Source organism: Parabacteroides sp. Y3-G-102 (assembly GCF_023656845.1).
Taxonomy (GTDB): Bacteria; Bacteroidota; Bacteroidia; order Bacteroidales; family Tannerellaceae; genus Parabacteroides; species Parabacteroides distasonis.
The window spans coordinates 69,133-94,581 of record NZ_JAMOKU010000019.1 but is presented as its reverse complement, the minus strand read 5'-3'; the positions used below and the strand labels follow the sequence as shown (position 1 = coordinate 94,581).

The 25,449-nt window shown below is 41.5% G+C and carries 21 protein-coding genes and 1 tRNA gene; 14 read left to right on the top strand and 8 right to left on the bottom strand.

What is annotated here, in order from left to right; genetic code table 11:
* The first annotated feature begins 447 nt into the window (after positions 1 to 447).
* The 13 genes from NBH16_RS11590 to NBH16_RS11530 all read left to right on the top strand — a co-directional run bounded on the left by NBH16_RS11590 (position 448) and on the right by NBH16_RS11530 (position 15,927).
* A complete protein-coding gene (locus NBH16_RS11590) occupies positions 448 to 2,004 on the top strand; it encodes a PD-(D/E)XK nuclease domain-containing ATP-binding protein (protein ID WP_250788577.1) in 1,557 nt (518 codons plus the stop codon).
* Between the two features lie 479 nt (positions 2,005 to 2,483).
* Positions 2,484 to 4,016: an MATE family efflux transporter gene (locus NBH16_RS11585; RefSeq protein ID WP_022193186.1), complete on the top strand. Its 1,533-nt coding sequence runs from the start codon at positions 2,484 to 2,486 to the stop codon at positions 4,014 to 4,016.
* A gap of 2 nt (positions 4,017 to 4,018) precedes the next feature.
* The gene (locus tag NBH16_RS11580) at positions 4,019 to 5,260 is read left to right on the top strand and encodes a Coenzyme F420 hydrogenase/dehydrogenase, beta subunit C-terminal domain (RefSeq protein ID WP_250788574.1); all 1,242 of its coding nucleotides are present in this window, start codon (positions 4,019 to 4,021) and stop codon (positions 5,258 to 5,260) included.
* Positions 5,260 to 6,330 carry a polysaccharide pyruvyl transferase family protein gene (locus NBH16_RS11575; protein ID WP_022193183.1) on the top strand — a complete coding sequence of 357 codons (1,071 nt, stop codon included), beginning with the start codon at positions 5,260 to 5,262 and terminating at the stop codon, positions 6,328 to 6,330. Before NBH16_RS11580 ends, NBH16_RS11575 begins: the two co-directional genes overlap by 1 nt.
* Before the next feature lie 130 nt (positions 6,331 to 6,460).
* On the top strand, positions 6,461 to 6,745 hold the full coding sequence (locus tag NBH16_RS11570; RefSeq protein ID WP_250788572.1) for an LbetaH domain-containing protein: 285 nt from the start codon (positions 6,461 to 6,463) through the stop codon (positions 6,743 to 6,745).
* Between the two features lie 1,150 nt (positions 6,746 to 7,895).
* The gene (locus NBH16_RS11565; RefSeq protein ID WP_250788570.1) at positions 7,896 to 8,927 is read left to right on the top strand and encodes a glycosyltransferase family 4 protein; all 1,032 of its coding nucleotides are present in this window, start codon (positions 7,896 to 7,898) and stop codon (positions 8,925 to 8,927) included.
* An 8-nt stretch (positions 8,928 to 8,935) separates the two neighbouring features.
* Complete coding sequence (locus NBH16_RS11560; protein WP_022193179.1) at positions 8,936 to 9,820, top strand: glycosyltransferase family 2 protein; 885 nt, start codon at positions 8,936 to 8,938, stop codon at positions 9,818 to 9,820.
* A 169-nt stretch (positions 9,821 to 9,989) separates the two neighbouring features.
* Positions 9,990 to 10,850, top strand: a complete 861-nt coding sequence (locus NBH16_RS11555; protein WP_057327939.1) for a LicD family protein — start codon at positions 9,990 to 9,992, stop codon at positions 10,848 to 10,850.
* A gap of 33 nt (positions 10,851 to 10,883) precedes the next feature.
* Positions 10,884 to 11,603, top strand: a complete 720-nt coding sequence (locus NBH16_RS11550) for an IspD/TarI family cytidylyltransferase (protein WP_022193177.1) — start codon at positions 10,884 to 10,886, stop codon at positions 11,601 to 11,603.
* The gene (locus NBH16_RS11545; RefSeq protein WP_234060785.1) at positions 11,600 to 12,667 is read left to right on the top strand and encodes an NAD-dependent epimerase/dehydratase family protein; all 1,068 of its coding nucleotides are present in this window, start codon (positions 11,600 to 11,602) and stop codon (positions 12,665 to 12,667) included. Before NBH16_RS11550 ends, NBH16_RS11545 begins: the two co-directional genes overlap by 4 nt.
* Before the next feature lie 276 nt (positions 12,668 to 12,943).
* Complete coding sequence (locus NBH16_RS11540; RefSeq protein WP_250788568.1) at positions 12,944 to 14,143, top strand: DegT/DnrJ/EryC1/StrS family aminotransferase; 1,200 nt, start codon at positions 12,944 to 12,946, stop codon at positions 14,141 to 14,143.
* A gap of 14 nt (positions 14,144 to 14,157) precedes the next feature.
* On the top strand, positions 14,158 to 14,745 hold the full coding sequence (locus NBH16_RS11535) for a sugar transferase (RefSeq protein WP_005858723.1): 588 nt from the start codon (positions 14,158 to 14,160) through the stop codon (positions 14,743 to 14,745).
* 195 nt (positions 14,746 to 14,940) lie between these two features.
* Positions 14,941 to 15,927: a PD-(D/E)XK nuclease family transposase gene (locus NBH16_RS11530; RefSeq protein ID WP_009276121.1), complete on the top strand. Its 987-nt coding sequence runs from the start codon at positions 14,941 to 14,943 to the stop codon at positions 15,925 to 15,927.
* 105 nt (positions 15,928 to 16,032) lie between these two features.
* On the opposite strand, the gene NBH16_RS11525 is transcribed toward NBH16_RS11530, so the two are convergent.
* The 7 genes from NBH16_RS11525 to NBH16_RS11495 all read right to left on the bottom strand — a co-directional run bounded on the left by NBH16_RS11525 (position 16,033) and on the right by NBH16_RS11495 (position 23,969).
* Positions 16,033 to 18,357: a TonB-dependent receptor gene (locus NBH16_RS11525; protein ID WP_250788566.1), complete on the bottom strand. Its 2,325-nt coding sequence runs from the start codon at positions 18,355 to 18,357 to the stop codon at positions 16,033 to 16,035.
* A 106-nt stretch (positions 18,358 to 18,463) separates the two neighbouring features.
* A complete protein-coding gene (locus tag NBH16_RS11520) occupies positions 18,464 to 19,045 on the bottom strand; it encodes a helix-turn-helix transcriptional regulator (protein ID WP_005868594.1) in 582 nt (193 codons plus the stop codon).
* A 9-nt stretch (positions 19,046 to 19,054) separates the two neighbouring features.
* On the bottom strand, positions 19,055 to 19,741 hold the full coding sequence (locus tag NBH16_RS11515) for a hypothetical protein (RefSeq protein ID WP_005868596.1): 687 nt from the start codon (positions 19,739 to 19,741) through the stop codon (positions 19,055 to 19,057).
* 25 nt (positions 19,742 to 19,766) lie between these two features.
* Complete coding sequence (locus tag NBH16_RS11510) at positions 19,767 to 20,705, bottom strand: sugar phosphate isomerase/epimerase family protein (RefSeq protein ID WP_005858715.1); 939 nt, start codon at positions 20,703 to 20,705, stop codon at positions 19,767 to 19,769.
* A gap of 12 nt (positions 20,706 to 20,717) precedes the next feature.
* Entirely contained in the window at positions 20,718 to 22,100 is a 1,383-nt protein-coding gene (locus NBH16_RS11505) for a Gfo/Idh/MocA family oxidoreductase (protein ID WP_005858713.1), read from the bottom strand.
* Positions 22,101 to 22,118: 18 nt separating this feature from the next.
* On the bottom strand, positions 22,119 to 23,693 hold the full coding sequence (locus NBH16_RS11500; RefSeq protein ID WP_005858711.1) for an SUMF1/EgtB/PvdO family nonheme iron enzyme: 1,575 nt from the start codon (positions 23,691 to 23,693) through the stop codon (positions 22,119 to 22,121).
* A gap of 203 nt (positions 23,694 to 23,896) precedes the next feature.
* Positions 23,897 to 23,969 (bottom strand) — tRNA-Trp (locus NBH16_RS11495).
* Between the two features lie 135 nt (positions 23,970 to 24,104).
* Here NBH16_RS11495 and NBH16_RS11490 point away from each other — a divergent pair.
* The gene (locus NBH16_RS11490) at positions 24,105 to 24,710 is read left to right on the top strand and encodes an RNA polymerase sigma-70 factor (RefSeq protein WP_005858709.1); all 606 of its coding nucleotides are present in this window, start codon (positions 24,105 to 24,107) and stop codon (positions 24,708 to 24,710) included.
* Positions 24,711 to 24,715: 5 nt separating this feature from the next.
* Here the strand turns inward: NBH16_RS11490 and NBH16_RS11485 are convergent, their stop codons facing one another.
* Positions 24,716 to 25,390: an HAD family hydrolase gene (locus NBH16_RS11485; protein ID WP_250788564.1), complete on the bottom strand. Its 675-nt coding sequence runs from the start codon at positions 25,388 to 25,390 to the stop codon at positions 24,716 to 24,718.
* Positions 25,391 to 25,449: the final 59 nt, after the last annotated feature.

Genomic DNA, 25,449 nt, shown 5'->3' with positions numbered 1-25,449 from the left:
ATGGAGGCTTTGCGCCTCCAGCCGCGAGGCTTCCTCCGCAGTGGTTTTTTCATGGTTGTTTTGCATGGAAAAAGAAAAACGGTATTTTTGCCGCTGTGAACCGGTTCAGGAAACAACTTTCAATCCTGTGAAGTTTTTCAGGAGAAGCTTCTCTAAGATGTGAAGTACCTTAGAAAATAACAGTAAAATCTGTGAAGTAAATTTAGGCATAGTCATCAAAAATACTGACTTTTAAAAGGAGATATACTGACTAGCTCTGAGAAGATATACTGACTTGCCTTGAGGAGATATACTGATTAGGACAAGTCAGTATATCTTCTTCGAAAAGCGAACTTTTGTGTTGCTTTGAGTATTATGGTGCGATAAGCCAAAATAGAGGACTGAAAATTGATCATTTAGGGAAATAGCGTTATATTTGTCTTGACGAACCAATAAACAGAGACGAAGATGGAAGGGCGACGATTATATCCGATAGGAATACAGACATTCTCTAAATTGAGAGAGGGGAATTATGTGTATGTAGATAAGACGGAATTGGTCTATCGAATGACACATGGTGCGTCTGGTTATATATTCTTGAGCCGTCCCCGTCGTTTCGGAAAGTCGTTGCTTACTTCTACGCTCCATAGTTATTTCGAGGGGCGAAAGGATTTGTTTGAGGGTTTGGCTATCAAGTGTCTGGAGAAGGAGTGGACAAGCTATCCGGTGCTTCATTTCGACATGAGCACGGCAAAGCATATGGACAAGGAGCGGCTTCTGAGTGAGCTGGAGAGGAAATTGTATGGTTACGAGCAGATATACGGACGTGATGAGAGCGCTATTTATACGAACCAACGTCTGGAAAGTCTCATCAAACGTGCCTACGCCCAGACCGGTCAAAAGGTGGTTGTTTTGATTGACGAGTACGACGCTCCCTTACTGGACGTGGTGCATGAGGAGAAGGAGCTGCCGAAGCTTTGCGACGTGATGCGTAACTTCTATAGTCCGCTGAAAGCCTGCGATCCTTATTTGCGTTTCGTATTCTTGACAGGTATCACGAAGTTCTCTCAATTGAGCATCTTCAGCGAGTTGAACAATATCAAGAATATCAGCATGCTCCCGGAGTACGCCTCGCTCTGTGGCATCACGGAGGAGGAAATGCGTGAGCAGATGGGCGAGGATATCGGTCGTTTGGCCGACAACCTCGGCGTTTCTCCGGAGGGTGCCTTGGGTGCCTTGAAATCGAATTATGACGGTTACCATTTCACGTGGCCGTCGCCCGATATATACAACCCGTTCAGCCTGTTGAACGCCTTGGCCGACAGTAAACTAAATTCCTATTGGTTCGGTAGCGGTACGCCCACCTATTTGATCGAGATGCTGAACAAGTATCACGTGAAACCCCAGCAAATAGGCGCACGCAAGGTTTTGGCAGAGTCGTTTGACGCACCCACGGAACGGATGGTCGATATTACGCCATTGCTCTATCAGAGCGGTTACATCACGATAAAGGATTATTCCTCGCTCACGAATTTGTACACGCTCGACATCCCAAACAAGGAGGTACGTATGGGATTGATGAAGAGTTTATTGCCCAATTATTTGCATCAATACACAGCGGATGGACTTACTACGGTAGCCCTTCTTTTCGAGGCGATCGCTGGAGAGCGGATGGAGGATGCCCTGCGTTTATTGCAGACCTTCCTGTCCACCATCCCCCAATGTGACAATACGGATTACGAGGGCCATTACCAGTCCTTGCTTTACACGATCTTCAGCCTGCTAGGAATGTATGTGGACGTGGAAGTCCGTACCCCGAAAGGCCGTGTGGATATGGTGATGCGCACATCGACAACACTCTATGTCGTGGAATTGAAGTTAAACAGGACTGCGGATATAGCCCTTGAGCAAATCAATTTGCGCAATTACCCGGAGCGCTTCGCCCTTTGTGGGTTGCCGATCGTAAAGGTTGGAATTAATTTTGATAGTGAGCGGCATACGTTGGGGGATTGGGTTATCGAATAAATAATCTGAATGCAATTGTGCTTTATTCCTGAAGGTAGAGGGTTAGTGAAGACAAAGCTTTGAAGTGATGGAAGAACGCTTGTTTTTATATAGCTTAGGCCTTGTTTCTTAGTGAGGGATTCAAGACATAAATCTATAATGACGTAGTTCGGCTATTCAATTGAACTATGTATATAAAGTATTGTTGACAAAAGAGGGAGGTTGATTATATTCTAGATTGTTACAACATCGTATTACCAGCGATTATAATGATTTTTTTGATTTTGAATGTGAAGATGTAATCTCCTTTTTTGATTTCATTTGTAAATTATTAGCCAGAATAGAAAGTTTGATTGTAACCAAGTCTAAACAGTGGAAAACGATCTCTCTGAGATTATTTCATTTTAATTATAATCAATAACTTTAGTTATTAAGATGAAAAGGTTTTATTTCTTACGATGTTGATATCAGCGTCGTTAGGAAATAGAACATACATTCCTATGTCTGTTATATCGGATAATAATAAACGGATAGCGAAGAATACGCTGTTCCTTTACTTGCGTATGCTTCTTATCATGGGGGTGACACTGTACACAAGTAGGGTTGTTTTACAAGTATTGGGGGTAGAGGACTTCGGTATTTACTCGGCGGTTGGCGGTTTTGTTTCCATGTTTGCGGTGATTTCCGGATCGTTGACCGCAGCGATCAGCCGCTTTATTACGTATGAGATGGGGCTCGGTGGTAATACCGAGAAAATCTCTCAGATCTTCTCGGTGTCGGTGGTCATACAGTTGTTAATCTCAGGGATCATAGTCTTATTCTCGGAAACCTTGGGCCTTTGGTTCTTGAATATGCGGATGAATATACCTGCAGGACGATTATTAGCCGCTAACTGGGTCTATCAGTTTTCAATACTCACGTTTGTCATAAATTTGATGAGTATTCCGTATAATGCGAGTATAGTGGCTCACGAACGAATGTCTGCGTTCGCTTATATAAGCGTGTTTCAGGCGTTTGGCACATTGGCGATAGCATTCTTGATTGATTTTTCTCCATGGGATCGATTGGTATTTTATGCACTCTTGATGGCACTCTTGGCTTTTTTTATACGATTTCTTTATTCGTATTATTGTAAAATCCATTTTCCAGAGTGTCGTTTCCGATGGATTTGGAACATGGATTTGATTAAGAAAGTGTTTGGTTTTGCCGGGTGGAATTTTATAGGTGCTTCTTCCGGGATATTGAGAGATCAAGGGGTGAATGTATTGTTGAATATCTTTTGTGGCCCGGGTGTGAATGCCGCTCGCAGTATAGCGATGCAGGTAAATACGGCGGTCAATAGTTTTGTCAGTAATTTTATGATGGCATTGAATCCGCAGATTACCAAGTCGTATGCGTCCGGAGATCGGGCGTATATGATGAGTTTGGTCTTTCAAGGTTCTCGATATTCTTTCTATATGCTGTTACTTCTATCTTTACCTATCTTGATGGAGACTCCCATTTTATTGAAGCTGTGGCTTGGTGTTGTTCCTGATCATGCCGTGGCGTTCGTCCGTTTGATATTGCTCTATGCCTTAAGCGAGTCCGTTTCGCATACCTTGGTAATGTTGATGCTGGCTACAGGTAATATTCGTAATTATCAATTGTTGGTGGGAGGTTGTCAGATGCTCAATTTTCCGGTTGCGTATATCTTGCTGAAGTTAGGATATGCGCCAGAAATGACGATAGCCTTGTCTGTCGGAATCGCCTTCTGTTGCTTATTCTTACGACTGTATATGCTTCGGGATATGGTCGGATTACCTGTCAGGCTTTTTTGTCACAAAGTGTTGCTAAATATTTTCCGGGTCATGATGTTGGCTTTGGTCGCTCCGGCTTGTATTGCTTGCGTTATGGAGGAAGGTCTTTTCCGTTTTGTGGTGAACGGGATGGTATGTGTGTGTGTTACCGGATGCGTTGTGTTGTTTGTCGGCTGTTCCCGTGAGGAACGATTGTTTGTATGGCAAAGGATTTCCCGGTTAAGAAATAAGGTTTAAAGATGAGAATAAATAAGACTAAGACAGATTGTTGTGGTTGTACGGCTTGTGAGAGCGTATGTCCGCATAGGGCTATCCGTATGGTTCCGGATACCTTTGGGTTTCTATATCCGGAGGTGGATGATTCATTATGTGTGGATTGCGGACTTTGTGAGAAAGTTTGCGCTTTTCATGGCGATTACGATCGAAGCTTGAATCTGGTAAAGCCGTTGGCTTATGCTGCGAAGCACAAAAATCCGGAGGAGATAGCTGCTTCTCAGAGCGGTGCTGCGTTTGTAGCCTTATCCGATTTCATTTTGTCGCAGGGAGGCGTGGTTTATGGTGCCGGCTATACCGGCCATTTCCGGGTAGTGCATAAGAAAGCAGAAACGAGGGCCGAACGTGATGAGTTCCGGGGAAGTAAATATGTACAGAGTGACATGAATACGGTCTTTGGACAAGTGAGAGAGGATTTGAACAATGGCTTGCTTGTACTCTTTTCTGGAACACCTTGCCAGACGGCGGGATTGAGTTCTTTTGTCGGCAAACGTTTGCAAGATCGTTTGTTCTTGATGGATATCGTGTGTCATGGTGTTCCAGGTCCGTTTATCTGGCGTGATTACCTTGATTATCTGGAGGCGAAAGAAGGCATGAGAATCACCGCTGTAAATTTCCGGGACAAGAAAAGATTTGGCTGGCGTTCGCACGTGAAATCGTTTCTTTTCGCTAATACATACACTAATACATACACTAATACATACACTAATACATACACTAATACATACACTAATACATACACTAATACATTTTATACCCATATCATGCTTCGCCGTTCATGTGGCGAGTGTCCTTATACGAATACGCATCGGCCATCGGATATAACCGTGGCGGATTTTTGGGGTATAGAGAATACTTCCGCTGCTGATCTAGGTGCGGATAACAAAGGCTGCTCATTGATTTTGGTTAATACGGATAAAGGTGAGAATTGGTTTGAGCAAGTAAAGGGGAATATGGAATATAAGGCCATTCCATTAGAAGATTGCTTACAACCTCAATTGTGCCATCCATCGATTTTGCATCCCGAGCGGATCGCTTTTGAGAAGGACTATGCGAGATTGGGGTTCGAGAGAACCTTGAAGAAGTACGGGCTTCTTGGATGGAAAGCGGAGGTAAAGGCATTCCGGAGACGACTTGTAGGTTTTGTTTTGGGATTGTTGTCGGTGGGATTGAAACAAAATGTGAAAAAAGTAATTCGGAGAAAATAATGAAAATAGGAGTACTAACCTTCCATTGTGCCCATAATTATGGGGCGATGCTGCAATGTTACGCTTTACAGGAATACTTGAAAGGCCAAGGGCATGAGGTATATGTAATAGATTACCGACCAAGCTATTTGGTGAAAAGTTATGCTAAGCATGCCCTTTGGCATTGGATTTCCCGGAATCTATTGCGTGCGGTGAAGCGTCTGCTTACGGAGCCTTTCTTATTTGATATCAGGGGAAAGCGTTGGGAAGGCTTTGATAATTTTATGCGAACGAAACTCCATCTGATTCCCTATTATTCTACCTCGAATTATGCGGATTTAGATCTCATGATAGTAGGAAGCGACCAGATTTGGAGTACTCGCCTTACCGGAGGAAAGTTCGACCCGGTCTTTTTTGGTCAAGGATTGGCTTGCCGGAGTATTTCGTATGCCGCCAGTATGTCGCCATGCCGTTTGAGTGAGGGGGAGAGAGAGGTTCTGCCGGGGTTGTTACAAAATTTGGATGCCCTGTCCGTTCGTGAGGTTGAGTTGGCAGAGTTGGTTCGACCGTTGACGGATCAAGAGGTGCGGGTGGTTTGTGATCCTGTATTATTGCTGATAAAGGAGGACTGGGAAAAGCGCTGTCTCCCTATCAAACGAAAGTATCCATACGTGCTTTGTTATAACCTGCTACAATCGGAGGCTTGTATGGAGCAAGCTCGTAAGATCAGCAAGGAACTGGGGTACGAGATAGTTGAGATTACCGTTGTGCCACGCTTGTCCAAACCCGGGCAACATTGTTTGCAGACGTTGGATCCTATATCGTTTGTCTCCTATTTCAAGGAAGCAGCATTCGTGGTTACCTCTTCCTTCCATGGAACTGTTTTCTCCGTTCTTTTCCATAAGCCCTTCTATGTGATAGGCATGGGAAACTTGGGAGGGCGTTCTGCCGCTTTGTTGGAGCGATTGGAGTTAAAGGATCGCTTGCTGGAGCAAGCGTCAGGAAGAGCGAGTTTAAAGATCGATTACGCTAAGGTAGATCGTTTGCTGGCGGAGTTTAGAGAAAGATCTATTAAGTATTTGGCTGTATGAATAAGAGTTGAATATGAACTCATTAATTTATGATTTGGTTGGAAGACTATGCGGTAGAGTGCTAAATATTGATAAAAGGATACAGACTTCTTATTTTGTTCAATAGATAATCAATAAAATAATAGGGCATATGATTGCTGTACTTAAGTTTAGGTGTTTGGTGAATGCAAACGTGTCCGTATCGACTAAGATTCATATAGATGATACTCCCATTCCCATACGTTTGCAGGGTGTGAACCGTAAGGGAATAAAGATAGGTAATGATTGCTGGATCGGCGCTAAGGCTACGATTTTGGATAGCGTGGTGATAAGTGATAGTTGCGTGGTGGTTGTCGGAGCCTTAGTCACTCGTGGTGTCTATCCTCCTTATTCCATTATTGGCGGTGTTCTGGCAGGGGTGATAAAGAAAAGATGATGGAAAAAGAGAGTAAGTTGTTTCGACTGTATACACTTTGTATATTCTTTCTTTTCTTGGATGCGATGTATCCATGGTATATGTGGGGTAACTATGTGCGGGAATTCACTATACTGATAGCGGCGTTAGTCTCGATTTATATAGGCTTAATGGAATCGGGGCATTTTTGCGTGACAACGAAGAACCTTATTTGGTCATTTCTTTTATTGTCATCTGTGTTATGGAATATAATCGGTGGAGATATAGGACGATACACTTCTTTAGGAAAGTTTGTTGTTTGGATATATTTATTCTCTTTGAAAAGTGTTGATAAGCAGTATATATTACGATTTATAACGAAATGGACGGCTTGTTTGGTTCTCGTCTCGTTAGTTTCTTATTTATTGTTTTTTGCAGGTATTATGCCGTTCGACCCTTCCCTTATCACGTTTAACAATAATCAGTATGTTTGTCAAAACTTCTATACCTTCATGCTGTATGTGAATCGACCGGATCTTAGATTTATGAGTATTTTCATGGAGCCGGGACACATGACAATGGGGATAGTTCCTCTAATTATGGCAAATGGGTTTGATATGAGAAATAAATATGTACGGATATTGTTCATCTGTGAGTTATTTACATTGTCATTGGCAGGTTATGTGACGTTGTTCATAGGGTATTTTTTATTCAATCTATCATTACATAGTTTGAGAAATTTGTTGGTTGGAATTGTATTTATTGGTCTGCTTATCTATTTGATGAATTTTGCTGGATATTCAGATATCTTACAAACCTCGATATGGGATAGGCTGGAATATAAAGACGGGAATATAGTGGGGAATAACCGAGTATCCTCTGAGTTTGAGAAGGTGTATCAGTACTTTATTTCCTCCTCAAAGATATGGACAGGTAATAACCTTATAGATGTAACAATTTATGGAGGTGTGTCTGGTTACAAAAAATACCTTGTTCAAAATGGGATAATAGGTTTGATTTTGGGATTGGCAATTTACACATATAGCTATTTAATGAGCTTTAAATATAGGATCGGAGTATTTACGCTAATTCTACTTCTTCTTTTATACCAAAACGCTTATCCTTATTGGTTTTGTGTGATGTGCATGTATATACTAGGTAGTGATAACTTGAAAAGTAAAAAGACTTATAAATGAGATCTATCCTCTTTTTTCATAATAATAATGATTATACGGGAAGTACCCGTGTACTGGCGAATGTAATATCCTCGGAGTATGCAGATAAGGAAGTGCATATAGTTGTGAACAAGAATCATGGGAGGGGATTTCTTTCGGAGTTGCCAAATGTTCGGATGATCGGTTTTTGGCAACCTCTTTGCCATGGTCGTTCGATTCCTATACTGTCAGCTCTAGTTGTTCGATTGCAGGGATTTTTTCTCACTTTGATTTATGGTTGGTGTTATGAAACATTTTATATTAATACAATTGTCCCTTTTTATGCCGCTTTGGTTGGTAGGCTTTATGGGAAACGGATTGTATACCATATACACGAGAAATTTGTTTCTAATTCACTCTCTGTACGAGTCATGGAATCTGTTTTCACTCATACGGTAGCCAAGCGGATTTATGTATCGGAATATACGATGTCCCAATATGCCCGAGATTCTAGATGTGAGGAAATAGTCCGATATAATAAATTAGGATCAAATTTTATGGCTAAAGTACGTGTCCGTCCTTTGTCGGAGCGTAAAAGGAATATGGTCTTGATGATCGCTTCTCTGTCGAAAATAAAAGGAATCTTTAATTTTTTAAGATTAGCCTCGCTTGTTCCTGAGTATCATTTTCGCTTGATATTGAGTGCAAGTAAGGAGGCGATAGATGCATTTATATCAGAACCGATACCTACAAACGTAGAGTTTATACCTGAGCAATCGGATATTCATCCATATCTATATAGTGCTGATTTAATGTTAAATATGTCTGTCCCATTTCTTTGGATAGAGACCTTTGGCATGACGATTTTGGAGGCGATGGCTTATGGCATTCCTTCCATTGTGCCCAATTTGGGTGGTCCTACGGAACTGATCGAGGATGATTATAATGGTTATTGTGTGGATGTGACAGATGTGGAACTTGTTGCTTCCAAAGTGCGTTTCGCATTGGATCGAGTGAATTATGAGAGACTTTGTGTGAGATCTTTAGAAAGATTTGAGAGATTTAAATAACGTAGAGTATGGTAGCAATATTAATGTCAACTTATAACGGTGAACGTTATTTGAGGGAGCAGATTGATTCTTTACTAAATCAGACATATAAGGATTGGAAGTTATATATTCGTGATGATAAATCTACAGATGGAACGGTTTCAATTATAGAAGGGTATGTAAGAGTGTATCCAGATCAAATTGTTTATAAGTCTGATGGTTTTGGGAATTTAGGAGCAGGCTGTTCTTTTATGCAGCTATTATCATCGATAGATTCAGATTATTATATGTTTTGCGATCAAGATGATGTGTGGATGGAAGATAAAATAGAGCGGACCTATTTATATCTTAGAAGTTTGGAACAAAAATATAGTGAAAATACAGCTATTGGAGTCTTTACGGATTTAACAGTTGTTAACTCTAATTTGACAGTTTTAATGCCATCACTTTGGAAAGGGGATAATCGTAATCCTGATTTTGTACATAATTTTTACAAACAATGGACAAATAGACATGCCTCGTATGGCTGTACACAGATGTTCAATCATGCAGCTAAGAAATTAGTCCTTCCTTACCGACAATTTGAGGGTACTATGGGAGCTCATGATAATTGGGTTGAATATATTCTCATTAAGAAGGGGGTATATGACTATATAGATGAGAGTACAATTTTATATCGTCAACACGGGACCAATGTAGTAGGCGCAAATTTTGGCCATAGTTATAAAGATGACCTTAATGAAATATTCCATAATCCGATTTTGTGTTGGAGAAAAATAGTGAAAGATTATAAACGAATGAAAATTATGCCATTCCATGTGTCACTGTCAAAGGTCTTGTGGTATCGATTTTATCAAAGTATTGAAGCGGTTTTGAAGAAATCTTTGCGAGTCAATTTAGATTTGTTTATCTAGTGACATATGATTTTTGTGATGATCTGAGATTATTACAATTGATAAAAAATGACGCTGTGTCGGTGCATCTGTGTAAAGTTCATAAAGGACTGGATGATAAGTTCTTATTGTCATACAATTATGAACCTAGGGATGTTTGGTAGTAGTTACATATACTAAAAAATTAAGTATGAAAATTGAACAAGTAGATATTAAAGAATTACAAAATAAAATGTTAGAAATACTTTTGTATTTCGATGATTTTTGTACGAAACATCATTTAAGATATTCACTTTGTGGTGGATGTCTTATAGGTATAGAACGTCATCATGGATTTATACCTTGGGATGATGATATTGATTTATTTATGCCGCGTGAAGATTATGAAAAATTAGGAGAAATTTGGAATAAGTTTTCAGATACTAATCGATATGTATATTGCCGTACTGATAAAGATCATAATTATCATGATGGAGGTGCTTCTATTCGGGATGTCGGGACGACTTATATAAATAAGCATAGTGTACAAGAAGATATTTGTCATGGTTTAGCTTTAGAGATTATGCCCATTGATGGTTGTCCTAAACCTTTTATTAAACGACTAAGACAATTATTCAATGCTTTTATGTTTAGCTTATTTAATGTTCAGCGATTGCCTAATAATAAGGGCTTAATTATAAGGATGATTACTAGTATTCTATATAAAATTATACCATCTCAAAATATACGCTATAGATTGTGGAAACATGCGGAAAAACAGATGTCTAAATATTCTTGGAATGATTGTGCTGAGGTTACAGAATTAATAGGTGCTATTCATGGAATGCTATTGAGACATCCAAAAAAGGATTTTGAAAATGTGATAAGAAAAGATTTTGAGGGATATCAATTGCCTGTAATGGTGGGATATAAACGTTATTTGACTAGAATTTGGGGAGACTATATGAAGCTACCTCCTATTGAACATAGAGTGGCGAAGCATGAAGTTGTTTATTTAAGTACGACTGAGTCATATAAAAAGTTTAAAGGGATTTATTATTGTAATAAGTGATAAATATGTTTAATGTTAAAATAAAATGATTTAATGAATATTGCTATTGTTTTTGCAGGTGGGACTGGTCAACGAATGAATACGAAAACAAGACCAAAACAATTTTTAGAATTACATGGAAAACCTATTTTAGTTTACACATTGGAACAATTTCAACAACATAATGAGATAGATCATATTATTTTAGTTAGTATTCAGGATTGGCTAGATTACTGTTTTGATTTGGCAGAAAAATATCATTTGTCAAAAATTTGTGCGATTATTCCTGGGGGTAATACTGGACAACAATCTATTTATAAAGGATTGAGTAAGGCCGCTGAGCAGTTTTCTGGAGATTCTATTGTTTTGATTCATGATGGAGTAAGGCCACTTATTGATGAAGAAACAATTACAAAAGATTTAGAATGTGTAAGAAAACATGGTTCTGCTGTAACTGTTTCTCCAGCTATAGAAACTATAGCATTGAAAGGAGAAGAAGGTAAAGTAGGACAAATTATAGATCGTTCTCAATGTCAATTGGCTAAGGCGCCGCAATGTTTTTATTTAAAAGATATTTTGGATGCTCACTATAGAGCTCAAGTTGACGGTGGCAAAGAATTTGTAGATTCTGCTTGTTTAATGCAAAATTATGGTTATAAATTGTATACTGTTGAGGGAACGCCAGAGAATATTAAAATTACGACTCCCGGGGACTTTTATATTTTTAGAGCGATCATTGATGCAAGAGAAAATCTACAAATATTGGGTATATGAAAATTTGTGAAGGTATACAACGTATGTCGATATATGAAGATGATATGGAATCTATATTATTAGCTGATTATATAGATTGGAAAAAACTAAAAGAAAAAACAATTGTTGTTACTGGTGCTACAGGGCTGATAGGTTCAACTTTAATCAAGACTTTATTATATGTGAGTAGAAAGATGAATCTTAAATTACGAGTTATAGCACTAATTAGGAATCAAGATAAGGCAAAAAAGATATATGAGACATTTATTAAGTCTTATGATGAATTGGAATTTGTACTTGGTGATATAACAAATATAATAATTAATGCTAGTAAAATTGATTATATTATCCATGGTGCCAATCCGACATCTAGCCAATACTTTGTGAGTAATCCGGTTGAAGTAATAAGGGTTTCATTTGAAGGTACATGTAATCTTTTGGAATTTGCAAGAGAAAAAAAGGTAGAAGGTTTTGTCTATTTGTCAACAATGGAAGTTTTTGGTACTCCTAAAAGAGGATACAAAGTGACGGAGAAAGATGCTGGATCTTTTGATTCGACAAATATTAGGAATAGCTATCCATTAAGTAAGCAACTTTGTGAGAACTTATGTTGTTCTTATGCAATGGAATACGGAGTCCCTACTAAAATAGTTCGTTTATCTCAGACCTTTGGGCCGGGTGTCAGTTTCAATGATAGAAGAGTTTTTGCAGAATTTGCTCGTTGTGCTATTACTGGGGAAAATATTATATTGAAAACTAAAGGAGAAACGAAAAGAAACTATTTATATACAGCAGATGCTGTGGCTGCAATTCTTACAGTTTTATTAAAAGGTGTAATCGGACAAATTTATACTGCGGCTAATGAAGATACATTTTGTTCTATTTATGAAATGGCAGATCTTGTTGCTGAGAAATATGGTATTCAGGTTGTAGTAGAAGAACAAGATATATCTAGATTGGGATATGCAAGTACATTATATTTAGACTTGGATACTCAAAAATTAAGAAATTTAGGGTGGTTTCCTAAAAGAAATTTAAGTGATATGTATGATCGAATGATAAATGTAATGAAAGGATCATTATAATTTAATAGAATTTGTATCCCAATATATAGTAATAACCATCCAAAAGATATATTTATGGATGTAGAGGTGTTTAGAAAGATTCTACTCTCAATATTAAGCGAAAGGCTTGCTTAAAGGTATATTGATACAGAAATTCATAATTTCGATTAGAAATCTTACAATATATTCTCCTAATAGTACAAGGATACTTACAAATCAATAATATCAGTGAAAGTTGATGGGTATCTATTATTTGGTTAGATCTTATTGAGATTGTACTTATTAATAGTTTGTTTTATGAAAAAGATATCTTTCTCGCCTCCCGATATGTCAGAGGCAGAGATCAATGAGGTTGCCGAGGCTCTTCGTTCCGGCTGGATTACCACGGGGCCTAAGACAAAAGAATTTGAGAGATTAATTGCCATGTGCTGCCAAACGGATCAAGCTGTATGCTTGAATTCGGCTACGGCTTGTATGGAGTTGATATTGCGTGTTTTGGGCGTTGGGCCAGGAGACGAGGTGATTACTTCCGCTTATACGTATACCGCTACCGCAAGTGTAACTTGTCATGTGGGGGCAAAGGTTGTCATGGTAGATACCGCTCCTGATTCGTTTGAGATGGATTATGATAAGTTGGCAGATGCGATCACGGAGAAGACAAAGGTGGTTCTGCCTGTTGATCTTGCCGGTGTGGTTTGTGATTATGATAAGATATTCGCTGCCGTAGAGAGCAAGAAACATTTGTTTTCGCCAGTGAATGATATCCAGAAGGCATACGGTCGGGTTATCGTACTTGCGGATGCCGCCCATGCTTTTGGTGCCAAATGGCATGGAAAGATGTGTGGTGAGATCGCTGATTTTACTTCGTTTTCCTTCCATGCCGTGAAAAATCTTACGACAGCAGAGGGAGGTGCGTTGACTTGGAGAAATCATGATGGGGTTGACAACGAGTCTCTTTATAAACAGTTTCAATTGCTTTCCCTTCATGGGCAGAACAAGGACGCACTAGCTAAGACGAGGTTGGGAGCATGGGAGTATGATATTGTCGCTCCGTATTATAAGTGTAATATGACGGATGTAATGGCGGGTATTGGTCTTGCGCAGTTGAAGCGTTATCCGGAAATGCTGTATCGTCGTCGTCAGATTATTGAGAGGTATAATGAAGGACTGAGGGGGTGCGATGTGCAGGTCTTGGATCATTTTGGTGATGACCATTCTTCGAGTGGGCATTTGTATCTAGTACGTTTGCTTGGTGAGGATGTGGAATATCGAAATGCTGTGATAGAGCGGATGGCTGAACGTGGAATCGCTTGTAACGTACATTATAAGCCTTTACCAATGATGACGGCCTATAAAAATTTAGGTTTTGATATCGTAGATTATCCGAATGCTTACAACCAATACCATAACGAGATTACTCTTCCTTTGCATACCAGTCTTACGAATGAGGACGTAGAGTATGTGATTTCTAATTTTGTTGATATTATTACCCAATAAAATAATCAATCGATTTGAAACGTTTTTTTGATGTTGTAGCCAGCGGGATAGGTCTTATCTTGCTAAGTCCTTTGTTTGTTATTCTGGCAATTTGGATTAAGTGTGATTCTACCGGACCTGTTTTTTATAGGCAAATTCGTGTAGGACGTAACAATCGAGATTTTCAGTTGCTTAAATTTCGAAGTATGCGTGTAGGTTCTGATAAGAAGGGACTTATTACCGTAGGAGGGCGTGATCCACGGATTACACGGTCTGGTTATTATATCCGTAAGTATAAATTGGATGAGTTTCCTCAATTGATCAATGTACTTAAAGGGGATATGAGTTTGGTAGGTCCTCGGCCCGAGGTGCGTAAGTATGTCGATATGTATACGACTGAACAAAGGCGTGTGTTAGCTGTCCGGCCGGGTATTACAGATTACGCATCTATAGTGTATATGGATGAAAATAGGTTACTTGGACAGTCTTCAAATCCCGACAAAACTTATGTTGAGGATATTATGCCGGCGAAAATTGAACTCAATATGAGATATATTAACCATCCTACATTGTTTGAGTACTTTAAGCTGATATTTCTTACGATTTTTAAAATAGCTAGATAAAAAAGATCGATTTTGTTTTTATGTGAAATGTTATCGGGAGAGTTGGTGTAATAGCCGGCTCTCCCGATTTCGTTATATTGTGGCTCCATAGGTTTATGTTGAAAAGAATTGAATGCTTGCGTTTTATTCTTTGATAAAAATTCCGTATGTTTGCGGTCTAGAATAAACAATAGGTTTAACTAAAAATAATTAGCTATGGGAAAGTTCGTGAATCCGTTTACGGATATTGGTTTTAAGATTATTTTCGGTCAGCCGGCTAGCAAGCCGTTCTTGATCACGTTATTGAACGAGTTGTTGGCTGGTGAGCATCGGATTGAGGATCTGATGTTTCTCGACAAGGAGGATCATGCAGAGCATGTACGTGACAAGGGGATCATTTACGACCTCTATTGCCGTACCTCCACGGGAGAATATATCATCGTGGAGATGCAGAACCGCAAGCATCTGAATTTCGTGGACCGAACATTATATTATATGTGTCGTGCGGTGAGCCGTCAGATTGAGGCCCCGCTAGCGGTGGAAGTACACTCACCGGATGACGGGGAGGAAGGGCTGGAGGTGCGGGAACCTTCGATGTCGTATGGCGCAATCTATAAGCTACATACGGTGTATGGTGTTTTTTTCATGAATTTCAAGGAGCCGGATTTACCGGATCGTTTCCGTGTGGATTCTGGAATTCTGGATCTAGAAAGTCATGAGACGCTGAACCCTCATTTCCGGCAGATCTATTTGCAGTTCCCTTATTTTACGAAGGAACTGGATGAGTGCGAAACTTTATTAGAAAGACTTTTTTATGCGTTAAAGAATATGGAACATTGGATTCGAATGCCGGATGCCTTGAAAGAACAGGTGTTCGCTCATCTATCTCGTTTGGCCGCCGTGGCGAATCTCTCTCCGGAGAATCGTCTCGCCTATGACCGTGCCGTGGATCGCTACAATGTCAACCGTCTTGCGGAAGAGACTTTCTTGCAGGAAGTAGAGGAAGCAAAAGAGAAAGCGATAGCGGAAGCAAAGGCGAATGGGATGAAGGAAGGCCTGGAGGAAGGCTTGAGGGAAGGTCTGGAGAAAGGTCGCCTATCAGAGAAATATGCTATCGCCAAGAATTTAAAAGAGTCGGGGGTATCTAAATCTTTGATTGCCCAGAGCACCGGTTTACCGGAAGAGAAGATCGAAGGATTATAGTTTTTGAAGTAAGTTACCGAATATAGGAAAGTCGGAATAAAGTAATCGGGAGAGTTGGTGTAAGAACCGGCTCTCCCGTTTTTTATTTCTATCGAACGCTTGCGCTTAAAAGGCGATCGCCACCTCCGCACCGATCTGGAAGGGCTTACCTAATTGGATAAACGGATTTCCGAACGACTCGAAATAGAATGCCGAGTAATGGGTGTTCGTTATATTACGGCTCCATAGGTTTACGTTGACGATACCTTTGCGTACGCCTACCTTTGCGTTCACCGTTCCGTAGAATTTCTGGTAGATGTCGTTTCGCTCGGTCCAGAAGATCTTTCCGACACCGCTGAATTGGGTGGAGGCGGAGAATTGGTCTATCCATGCGTTACGGAACAGGCGGGTGTATTGCAGTCCTACGTTGAAGGTATGACGTGGGGTATATGGGATGAAGTTGTTCTTGAAATCCTCTTTCCCATTGTTGTAATCCCGGAACGTAGCATGGGTGAAACCGTAATTAACGTCGGCGGTTAGCCCATCGATGATGCGGGCACGCAAGGAGGCCTCTATACCGTAGCTTTTGGCTTTCCCGGCGTTGGTGAGGATACGGCCGTTGCCGCTGTTCACGAACTTGGTCAACTGCACGTCTTGAATGTCCATATAGAAACCTGTTAATTCTGCGCTTAGGCGTTGGAATAGCAACTCGCTACGGATACCGATCTCGTAGTTCCAGCTTTTCTCCGGTTTGTAGGAGGCTACTTCCTCGATGGGGGTAGGTTCTTTGACCTCGATCGGCATCATGTCCTTGAAAGCGCTCATCATATCGTATTGCATCTGGCTTTGCATCACGTCTGCCGACATTTGTACGTTGTAGCCCCCGGTCTTATAACCTTTCGCTACCGATACATAGGTGAACGTGTTTGACGAGCATTCGTACTTTAAAGAGACTTTCGGAAGTACTTGCCAGAAGTCTTGGGAGACACTGGCGTCCATCACGGTGGTTGGGATCGGGAAAAGTTTCTCGATGTCGATAACCGGTCCGTTTTCTACGAAGCCGAAACCCATTCTCATCTTAGCCTCGGAATTGTAATCCATCTTTTGCTTCTCGTAATCCAAGCGGATACCGGCGGTAATTGACAGGCCTTCCGTGAACAGATTGTTATAAGTGGATTGGTGATACAAAGCAAGGCCATAAGAAGGGGTGTCGAAAGAACCCGGAATATAAAGATGATCGTCCAGTATTTTTAGATAGGGCATCTTAGGGTGATCTTTCTTCAATTGATCGAATACGGGCTGGAGAACGGTCTTAATTCCGTCTTCCTTGAAATCGACCGGGCCGTCCGTATGTAGATCGTCGTAGAAACCGTAGAGTCCGAAGGACCATTGGTAATTATTCCTCGTGTTGCTCTTGATCGCCAATTCCTCGCTGAAAGCGTTTTGCTTTTGCTTTTGGTTGAGGGTAAAGATCGAGAGAGGGGAGAAGTCTTGATCCATCTTCATATCATCCTTGAAATATTGATGACCGGTGATACTGCTCAGTATCACGTGCTCATTCCGGTATTCGAGGGACAGGTTATTGGCGATGACCGTCCGTTTATAAGAGCTGGGATCGTTGATATTGATAGGATTTACATACTTGTGATCGGTATTTCCGGTTCCGATGAACATACCATATGGAAACGCTCCTTGATCCGTATAATCTACGGAAAGGGAGTAGGAGGCACGGAAGCTCGGATTGAAGCGACCTTCTAACTTGAATCGGCCGCCAACGTTGTCTTCCTTATCGATCTTTTTCCCATCGTAGGCATTGGTGTAGAAACCGTCGCTATGGTCATAGAAAGCGGCGGCGGTGAATCCGATGGTCTCGCTCAACTTAGCATAATGGGAGGCTTTGACTTTATATTGCCCGTAGCTTCCGGCCGATAGGGAGAGTTTCTTTCCTTGGTAATCGAACGGGGAGATGGTATAGATATTTACGATGCCCCCCATGGCGTTACGACCATACAAGGTTCCTTGCGGCCCTCGTAATACCTCGATGCGTTGGATATCGGTCAGCTCGAAATCGAAGGTGCTTTTATCCAGATAAGGCACGTTGTCTACATATAAGCCCACGGATTGTCCGCTACTTCTGGCTCCGATACCGCGGATATAGATGGCCGAGGTTAGTTTTGCCCCATAATCCGGCATGTATAGATTCGGGACGAAAGAACTTATATCCTTTAATGCGTCGATCTGCCTGCCGGAGATCATTTGCGGGGAAAGGATTGATACGGAACCGGGTAACGTACGGAGGTTATTTGTCTCCTTCGTGGATGAGGTCACGATTACCTCACCCATGTTATAGGTTTTTATCGTGTCGTTCTCGTTAGCCTTGATATTCTCGGCGTATACATTTTGCAGCCCCAACGCACCTAGGGCGATGATACCTAAGTAGTGTCTCTTCATCGAATTTCTTTTGTTAGTATATTTTTTCAATCGCGAAGAAACGGTAAAGAAACAGGATGGTCAATCACTAGATGTAGTGATTTTGAAAGCTGGTTTGTTGGCTTCGCTATAGTTCGATATCGTCACCTGAGATGATCCCGTTCATGATGGCGTAGAAGGTGAGGCCGGAAACGGTCTTGATGCCCAGCTTGGCGGTGATGTTCTTACGATGGGTGAGGACGGTGTTCAAGCTGATGTTCAGCTTATCGGCGATCTCTTTATTCGTGATGCCTTTTACGATCAGTTGAAGTACGTCTACCTCACGGCTGGATAGGTCCTTGTTGTTTTCGGTAGTGGTGTTGCCGGAGCTGTCGCTCGTAAATAATTGTTGCAATTGCTCGATAATGGTCTCTTGGGAGGAACGTAACGTGATACGGTTCGTAGACGAGAGCGCCCCGTGTTCTTCGGTGCTGTCGATGAGGAGGGCGGTCTTGTTTCTTCTCGGGAGGAAGAAATCTGCGTTGAGCACAAGGGTATCTGAATCGGTGAAATAGTAATCGTAGGTGTCGCTTCCTGTGGAGGAAAGCATCTCGAAATTTGGAAAATAGCAAACCTCTACCGGGGGGAAGTAGTCGGTCAGCAAGCTTTGCAGCCCAATACTTCTTAGGGTATCAGACAGTATGATCGCTATTTGTTTGTTTCGATGCATTTCAGATCGTTAGATACATAATTTTTCCATGGCCGAGACCATGGGGGTAAGGATTCGATACCGGATCCGGTTGTGTTGTTTGATGTCTTTCTCCAGACTACAGACGGAGAAGAGGACGGCATAACATAAATTCTCGTCGTAATCTCCCGAAAGATGCTTGACCATGATACTTTTTAAGTCGGCTAAAAGGGCCTCGATGGTATCTTCCGTACGTTGCTCGGAGGTGATTTGCAATCCATCGATCGTTCGCGCCGGTTCTTTTCCCAGCTTTTTACTTAACGACATGCAGTAGGGGAACCATATCTTATCATCTTTCTCAATGCGGGCGATGAGTTCTTCCTTGAATGAGGAGAAGAAGCGTCCTATCAATCCAAGAGTAGGATTGCCGGGCGTACTCATCGAGATAAAGGAACCTAGATGGCGTTCTATATTGGGGAGCTGATAACGTAAATAGTATTGGTTCGTCTTTGTCAGGTAATCAATAATCTGCGATGTATGGAAAGTTTGTAACTTCTTCTCCGGAAAATACTCCTCGTTGAGGAAGGTATTGATCACTGTCAATAAAAAGTCCGTATCCAGCGAATGTTCTTCACAGAGCGTCTTCACCGATTTGTCGCCAAGCCCGAGACGAATCCCAAACCGGTTGATTACGGGAATGAGTGAGGGGTGTTCTTCCACCACCTCACTCAATTGCATATTTGGGTATACTAAAGGCATCTTATCAAGCTTGTTCCCATTGTTCACGTAATAACTTGACGGCGGCGGGGACTACCACGTTACGGTCTCCCTGACATCCGCACTCGAAACTTACGTAGTTGTTATAACCAATCATTTTCAATCCCTTGAAGCCATTGATATAGTTATCGGCATCTCCATCCTCACCCGGCATGCTGCGACGTTTGCGGCTGGCCACGTGTACGTGTTGGAGATACTCTCCACCGGAGATAAAGGCTCCCATATCAGAGGTCTCTTCCCATGTCATATGCCAGAAGTCGCCCATGCAACGTACACCCGGATTATTGATATCCCGGCATAAAGAGGCGGCGTCGGCTACTTGACGTAGATAAAAACACTCTTTTCGGTTCAAAGGTTCAAAGATGACGCTAGTCCCATGCTGGGCGGCGAAAGTTCCCATCTCGTTGAATTGCTCGCAAAGGAAATCCCGTGTCTCCATCGTATGAGGCAAGGCGGGGACTTGACCATTAAAGGCAGGAACGATAATCACGCCCGTAGAACCTAATTCACCGGCTGCGGCGATGATCTCTTTCATCGTATCCATGCATTCCTTGCGGATGGCTGGATCGGTAGAAAGAATAAAGCCTTTGAAGCCGGCGCAAATGGCACTCACTTTGATATTACGTCCGTTTAAGGCCTGCTTGATCTCGTTTACCCGGCTGGCTAATCCTCCGCCACCCGGCTCAAAACCTACAACGCCCAACTTCTCCATAAAATCAAGTTTCTCGTTCAAACTTTCACCCGGGGCGATTCCCTCTTGGAAAGAAAGCTTTAATTCAAGGTCCTTGCCGGGCTTGTCGCTCCCTTTTTCTCCTTTGGCAGTGTTTGCCGACTTGGAAGAGCAGGAGGCCAAGGCCGTACTTCCTACCGCTAAAGCAGCGCCGGATAAGGAGGTTCTTAAAAAGTTTCTTCTATTTAATGTCATAAACAGTCTGGATTATTTCTTGTCGATTGGTTTACCCGGAACAGGAACGACGAAGCCGCTCATATCCATCTTTCCTAAGTTCAAATCTTTCGGAGTGTAATCCAATGCTGAGGCAGTCATGGCATCCCAAGTGGTCTCGGCACCCGTGTAAGCGGACTCACGACCCATGATTGCGGCCATATTGGAGATAGCAGTCTCAGAAGCTTGCTCGATTTGTTTACCACCACGGATGCAGTTGATCCAGTTTACATGCTCTAATGTATACGGGTCAGTTTGCTTGAAGTTCGCTTTTTCGGCCTCACTATCATATTTCCAGATAACGTTTCCTGCCAAATCCTTGATCTCCATCGTGTCACTGCTCCATGATCCCTTGGTTCCTTGGATGAATTCGCTTACATTATTTGCACAACCATCTATCTGGCGGCACATACTATGCATATGGATACCATTTTCCATTGTGAAATCAACGCTGAAGTTATCATATTGGTCGCCAGTGATACGACGGTGGCGAGAACCGAAACCTACAGCCTTGACTGGTTTCAATCCGCTGAACCAAGTGAATACATCTATATTATGTACGTGTTGCTCTACGATATGGTCGCCGGAAAGCCATTTCCAGTTTACCCAGTCTTTGATCATATATTCGCAATCGTTCCATCCCGGTTGACGATCCCGATACCAAAGCATATTCTGATTCCAGTAAACCGTACCGCCCGTGATCTCACCGATCAATCCTTCCATGATCTTCTTGTAAGACTCGACATAACTGCGTTGGTGATGGCGTTGAGTACCGGTTACGACACATAAGTTCTTTGCCGCAGCTTGTTTTGCGGTAGCCATAATGGTACGGTAACCAACCGGATCAACACAGATAGGTTTCTCTAAGAAGGAATGTTTGCCCTTTTCTGTGGCGTATTGGAAATGAACTGGACGGAATACGGGAGGAGTGGCGACGATCACTACATCTACACCGCTATCAATCACTTGTTTGTATGCATCCAAGCCGACGAAACGTTTATCAGCCGGTACATCAATTCCTTTCTCATCTTTTAATTTCTTTGCCAAATCATCGACACGTTCTTGGAACGTATCGCCTAAAGCCACGATCGTAACGCCGTTCGCAGCGTTCAAGAAGTTAAAAGCGGCTCCGGAACCACGTCCGCCACAACCGATTACACCAGCTTTTAGTTCTTTTCCATCAGTCGCCAGATCTGGTAATTCGGGCACGTAATAAGTACCGGGTTCTTTCAAAGGCTTTATTGCGTTCGCACTTTCACCTCCACCACAAGAAGTTAATACACCAACTGTACTACCTGTTCCAATTGCTCCAAGCGCACCCGCTAGGGCTGAACTTTTCAGAAATGATCTTCTGCTAATGCTGTTCTCTTTTTTCATGATATTATTTTTTAGACACTATTTATTAGGTTCACATACAACACGGAAACCGATTCCTCTGATATCGGAGTACCACCAGATACTCTTCGGTTGTTGCGGATCGGTTTTTAACCAAGCTTCATGTTTGGTATAATCACGGGAAGCGCAGCGAAGATCTGCCGCATCGGAGGTGTAATTACCGCCTCTCACTACCCACTCAGTACCTTCGGTAACCAATGGATCTGTGGCGCTACTTCCGCTTTTAGCGTAAGCTTCAGGATCATACTTGTCGGCACAATATTCCATTACATTACCCAACATATTCTTTAAACCAAAGGGATTGGCTTTTACTAAATCCGGTTCTTGCGTCTTGTTTTTGCTGTTCTTGCTATAAATCACATAAGAACCTATACTATCAGTCTTTGCGTCGAAAAATTTACGCCAGAAGCCTTGATCGGAGAAATCTTTTGGATTGCCCGTAAAGAAATAAGGCGTTTCCGTGCCGCCACGTGCCGCATATTCCCATTCCGCCTCGGTCGGTAAACGATAAGTCTTTCCTGTTTTCTTGGATAACCATTGGCAGAAAGTCTCGGCCGCATAATGAGTCATTGTAATAGCCGGGCGATCTCCACCACCCCAGCCTTGATCCGGAAAACCGAACGGAGGTGTAGGACCGGAGATGGCATCGACATTCGGATTACTGTTATTTGCGTATACGGTCTCTGGAGGGGTACGGCCCTCACTCATCGTATTCCCATAGAAAGCCCAGTATTGATCCCAAGTCACCTCGACCTCAGCCATGAAAAACGGACTGACAGTTACGTTGTGTACAGGCGACTCATCTGCTTTATGAAATGCCTCTTTTTCCTCACTACCCATTTTGAATGAACCTCCGGGGATAGCAATCATCTTGAATGAGACCATTGTTCCGGGAATTTGTTCTACATAGTCGGTGAAAGAGGTAACTGTAGTTGGTTCCTTAAAAAACAAACTGGTATCCGAAGATGCCCCGGATGTATTTTGTCCTGGTATACCAACCATCTTGGAGTGATTGTAGTTCGGATTGTAATGTCCTGCATCCAAATGGCAACTAATACATTGTAGATCTAGCTTTTTCTCATTCTCATCATAATATAAATGTGCCGTTACACCATCATCGGTAATTCCTTCGGGGAATAAGTTCTGATGGCACTCCTTACAAGATTCATTGGGGATATATTTAACGGCGTGTTCCAACTCGGACTTAGTTTCCCAATTGAAATCCGCGCTGTCTTTAGTCAAGTATGACCAAACATCTTTCATACCCAATTTAGCCTTTGCGCTATAATGTTTCCAAGTATTTGTTTGGGGTGGGAGGTGACAAGCTACGCAATGTGTCTTAACGCCACTTCCATTATTTACATGCTTGGAAAGTTTCCAACTGTTTTCTACGTGAGGATGCACGTGGCACATCATACAAGATTCATCTGTCGAGAAATATACAGATGTTTTATAAAGGGCGATCATAATCCCAGCTCCCAAAAATAATCCGAGGCACAGGATAAACGCCTTACTTTTGAAAAAATACTTTTTCCTCTCAGACGAGTATCGATTTGAAAATTTGTTAGTTGTCATCTGTTTCTATGGTATACGATTTACACTAAGTCTCAATTAGATTTAAAATCGGCAATAAAAGTAGTATATTCCTTTATATATTGAAAGAAAAAATAGTCTCTTTAACGAAAAATGTTGTCTTATTTACGCTTTTTTATCGCAATGGGAAGAGAAGGAGAATAATAAAAAAGCGGCAACACATATTCATAGTGTTGCCGCTCATGCACGGAAGGAGAGGCTCGAACTCCCGACACCTGGTTTTGGAGACCAGTGCTCTACCGACTGAGCTACTTCCGTATTGCGGGTGCAAAAGTAGTTTAATAATTTGAATATGCAAGTAAAATATGAGAAAAAATAGTCTGCTTTTTAAAAAGGCATTTAGATTATATTTAGTATGTTTGCCAAATCAAAGAAAAAGGAGTGGGAGTTTTTGTGCGAGATATCAAAGGGTTGCTTGAATCTGTGTCGGTAGATAACAGGGGAGCTTTCGAACGTTTTTATAATTTATATTATGATCAGGTTTTTCGCTTCGCTTATTATTGTTTAGGCGAGAAGGAGGCATGCCGTGAAGTTGTGACAGATGTTTTTTTCTCGGTCTGGCAATCCCGGAAACGATTAAAGGATATTGATAATATAGATACCTATTTATATATTTCCGTACGTAACGAGTCTTTTCGTTTTCAAGCAAGGAATAAAGACTTGAATAGGGTTTCTTTAAATGAGTTGTTGCCATTAATGGAAGAGGAAGATGAGGGTTCTCCGGAGGAGCATTTGGAGTTAAAAGAGATGAGAGAGATGCTTGATAAAGCGATTGACGAACTTCCTGAGAAATGCCGTCTTGTGTTTTTGATGTCTCGTGAGGAGGGATTGAAAACGAAGGAGATCGCGGAAATATTATCGGTTCAAGAGAGTACGGTTCGTGTACAGATGAAGATCGCTATAGAAAAATTGGTAGCCCGGTTGAAGCCGAGCTTTCCAAATATTTCATTCTCTTTATTGCTGATGTTTATTTTTAATGTGATTTATAGATCTGCTTAAGCTTTCTATATGGGGATATTCCCTGTTAGAAGGAAAGATGATAGTTCTTTTATATCAGTAACGATTTTGTTTGCTCCGGCATTCGCTAGTTCTTCTTCATCCCCGTAGCCGTAAAGGACTCCTATTGAATCTATGTTATTCGCTTTGGCCCCTTCTATATCATATTTACGATCACCGATCATGACTACGTCAGACCGTGTTTTTATATCGGTGTTGTCTAATACATATTGTATTACATCCGCTTTTTCGGAACGGCTTCCGTCGAATGTGCTTCCTCCAACAAATGTAAAATAAGATTCTAAGTGGAAATATTCTAGAATTTGTTGAGCGAAGGGCTGCGGTTTTGAGGTGGCTAAGTAGATTTTCATTTCGTTTTCGGTAAGCAAACGGAGTAATTCATCAGTACCTTGATACAGGGTATTCTCGAAAATACCTTGTTTTGAAAAATATTCCCGGTATTTAGCAATGGCTACATCTGCTTGCTCATCTGTAAACTGATAGAAGTCCTTAAAGGATGTTTTTAATGGTGGCCCGATGAAAGGGCATAAAGATCGTAAATCTTCTACTTCTATATTGAAATAGGAGAGGGCGTACTTTACAGAACTGGTAATACCAATCATAGGATCGGTTAATGTACCGTCCAGATCGAACAATATATGTTGATACCTTTTGTTATTCATTAGATATTAATAGGATTGAAAAAAGAAAGGCAAGATCTCTTTCAAGATTCTTGCCTTTT

What these genes read in the sequence shown, in the direction of transcription:
- NBH16_RS11590 (WP_250788577.1), top strand. Translation starts at nt 448, where the DNA reads ATGGAAGGGCGACGATTATATCCGATAGGAATACAGACATTCTCTAAA.
- NBH16_RS11585 (WP_022193186.1), top strand. Translation starts at nt 2,484, where the DNA reads ATGTCTGTTATATCGGATAATAATAAACGGATAGCGAAGAATACGCTG.
- NBH16_RS11580 (WP_250788574.1), top strand. Translation starts at nt 4,019, where the DNA reads ATGAGAATAAATAAGACTAAGACAGATTGTTGTGGTTGTACGGCTTGT.
- NBH16_RS11575 (WP_022193183.1), top strand. Translation starts at nt 5,260, where the DNA reads ATGAAAATAGGAGTACTAACCTTCCATTGTGCCCATAATTATGGGGCG.
- NBH16_RS11570 (WP_250788572.1), top strand. Translation starts at nt 6,461, where the DNA reads ATGATTGCTGTACTTAAGTTTAGGTGTTTGGTGAATGCAAACGTGTCC.
- NBH16_RS11565 (WP_250788570.1), top strand. Translation starts at nt 7,896, where the DNA reads ATGAGATCTATCCTCTTTTTTCATAATAATAATGATTATACGGGAAGT.
- NBH16_RS11560 (WP_022193179.1), top strand. Translation starts at nt 8,936, where the DNA reads ATGGTAGCAATATTAATGTCAACTTATAACGGTGAACGTTATTTGAGG.
- NBH16_RS11555 (WP_057327939.1), top strand. Translation starts at nt 9,990, where the DNA reads ATGAAAATTGAACAAGTAGATATTAAAGAATTACAAAATAAAATGTTA.
- NBH16_RS11550 (WP_022193177.1), top strand. Translation starts at nt 10,884, where the DNA reads ATGAATATTGCTATTGTTTTTGCAGGTGGGACTGGTCAACGAATGAAT.
- NBH16_RS11545 (WP_234060785.1), top strand. Translation starts at nt 11,600, where the DNA reads ATGAAAATTTGTGAAGGTATACAACGTATGTCGATATATGAAGATGAT.
- NBH16_RS11540 (WP_250788568.1), top strand. Translation starts at nt 12,944, where the DNA reads ATGAAAAAGATATCTTTCTCGCCTCCCGATATGTCAGAGGCAGAGATC.
- NBH16_RS11530 (WP_009276121.1), top strand. Translation starts at nt 14,941, where the DNA reads ATGGGAAAGTTCGTGAATCCGTTTACGGATATTGGTTTTAAGATTATT.
- NBH16_RS11525 (WP_250788566.1), bottom strand. Translation starts at nt 18,357, where the DNA reads ATGAAGAGACACTACTTAGGTATCATCGCCCTAGGTGCGTTGGGGCTG.
- NBH16_RS11520 (WP_005868594.1), bottom strand. Translation starts at nt 19,045, where the DNA reads ATGCATCGAAACAAACAAATAGCGATCATACTGTCTGATACCCTAAGA.
- NBH16_RS11515 (WP_005868596.1), bottom strand. Translation starts at nt 19,741, where the DNA reads ATGCAATTGAGTGAGGTGGTGGAAGAACACCCCTCACTCATTCCCGTA.
- NBH16_RS11510 (WP_005858715.1), bottom strand. Translation starts at nt 20,705, where the DNA reads ATGACATTAAATAGAAGAAACTTTTTAAGAACCTCCTTATCCGGCGCT.
- NBH16_RS11505 (WP_005858713.1), bottom strand. Translation starts at nt 22,100, where the DNA reads ATGAAAAAAGAGAACAGCATTAGCAGAAGATCATTTCTGAAAAGTTCA.
- NBH16_RS11500 (WP_005858711.1), bottom strand. Translation starts at nt 23,693, where the DNA reads ATGACAACTAACAAATTTTCAAATCGATACTCGTCTGAGAGGAAAAAG.
- NBH16_RS11485 (WP_250788564.1), bottom strand. Translation starts at nt 25,390, where the DNA reads ATGAATAACAAAAGGTATCAACATATATTGTTCGATCTGGACGGTACA.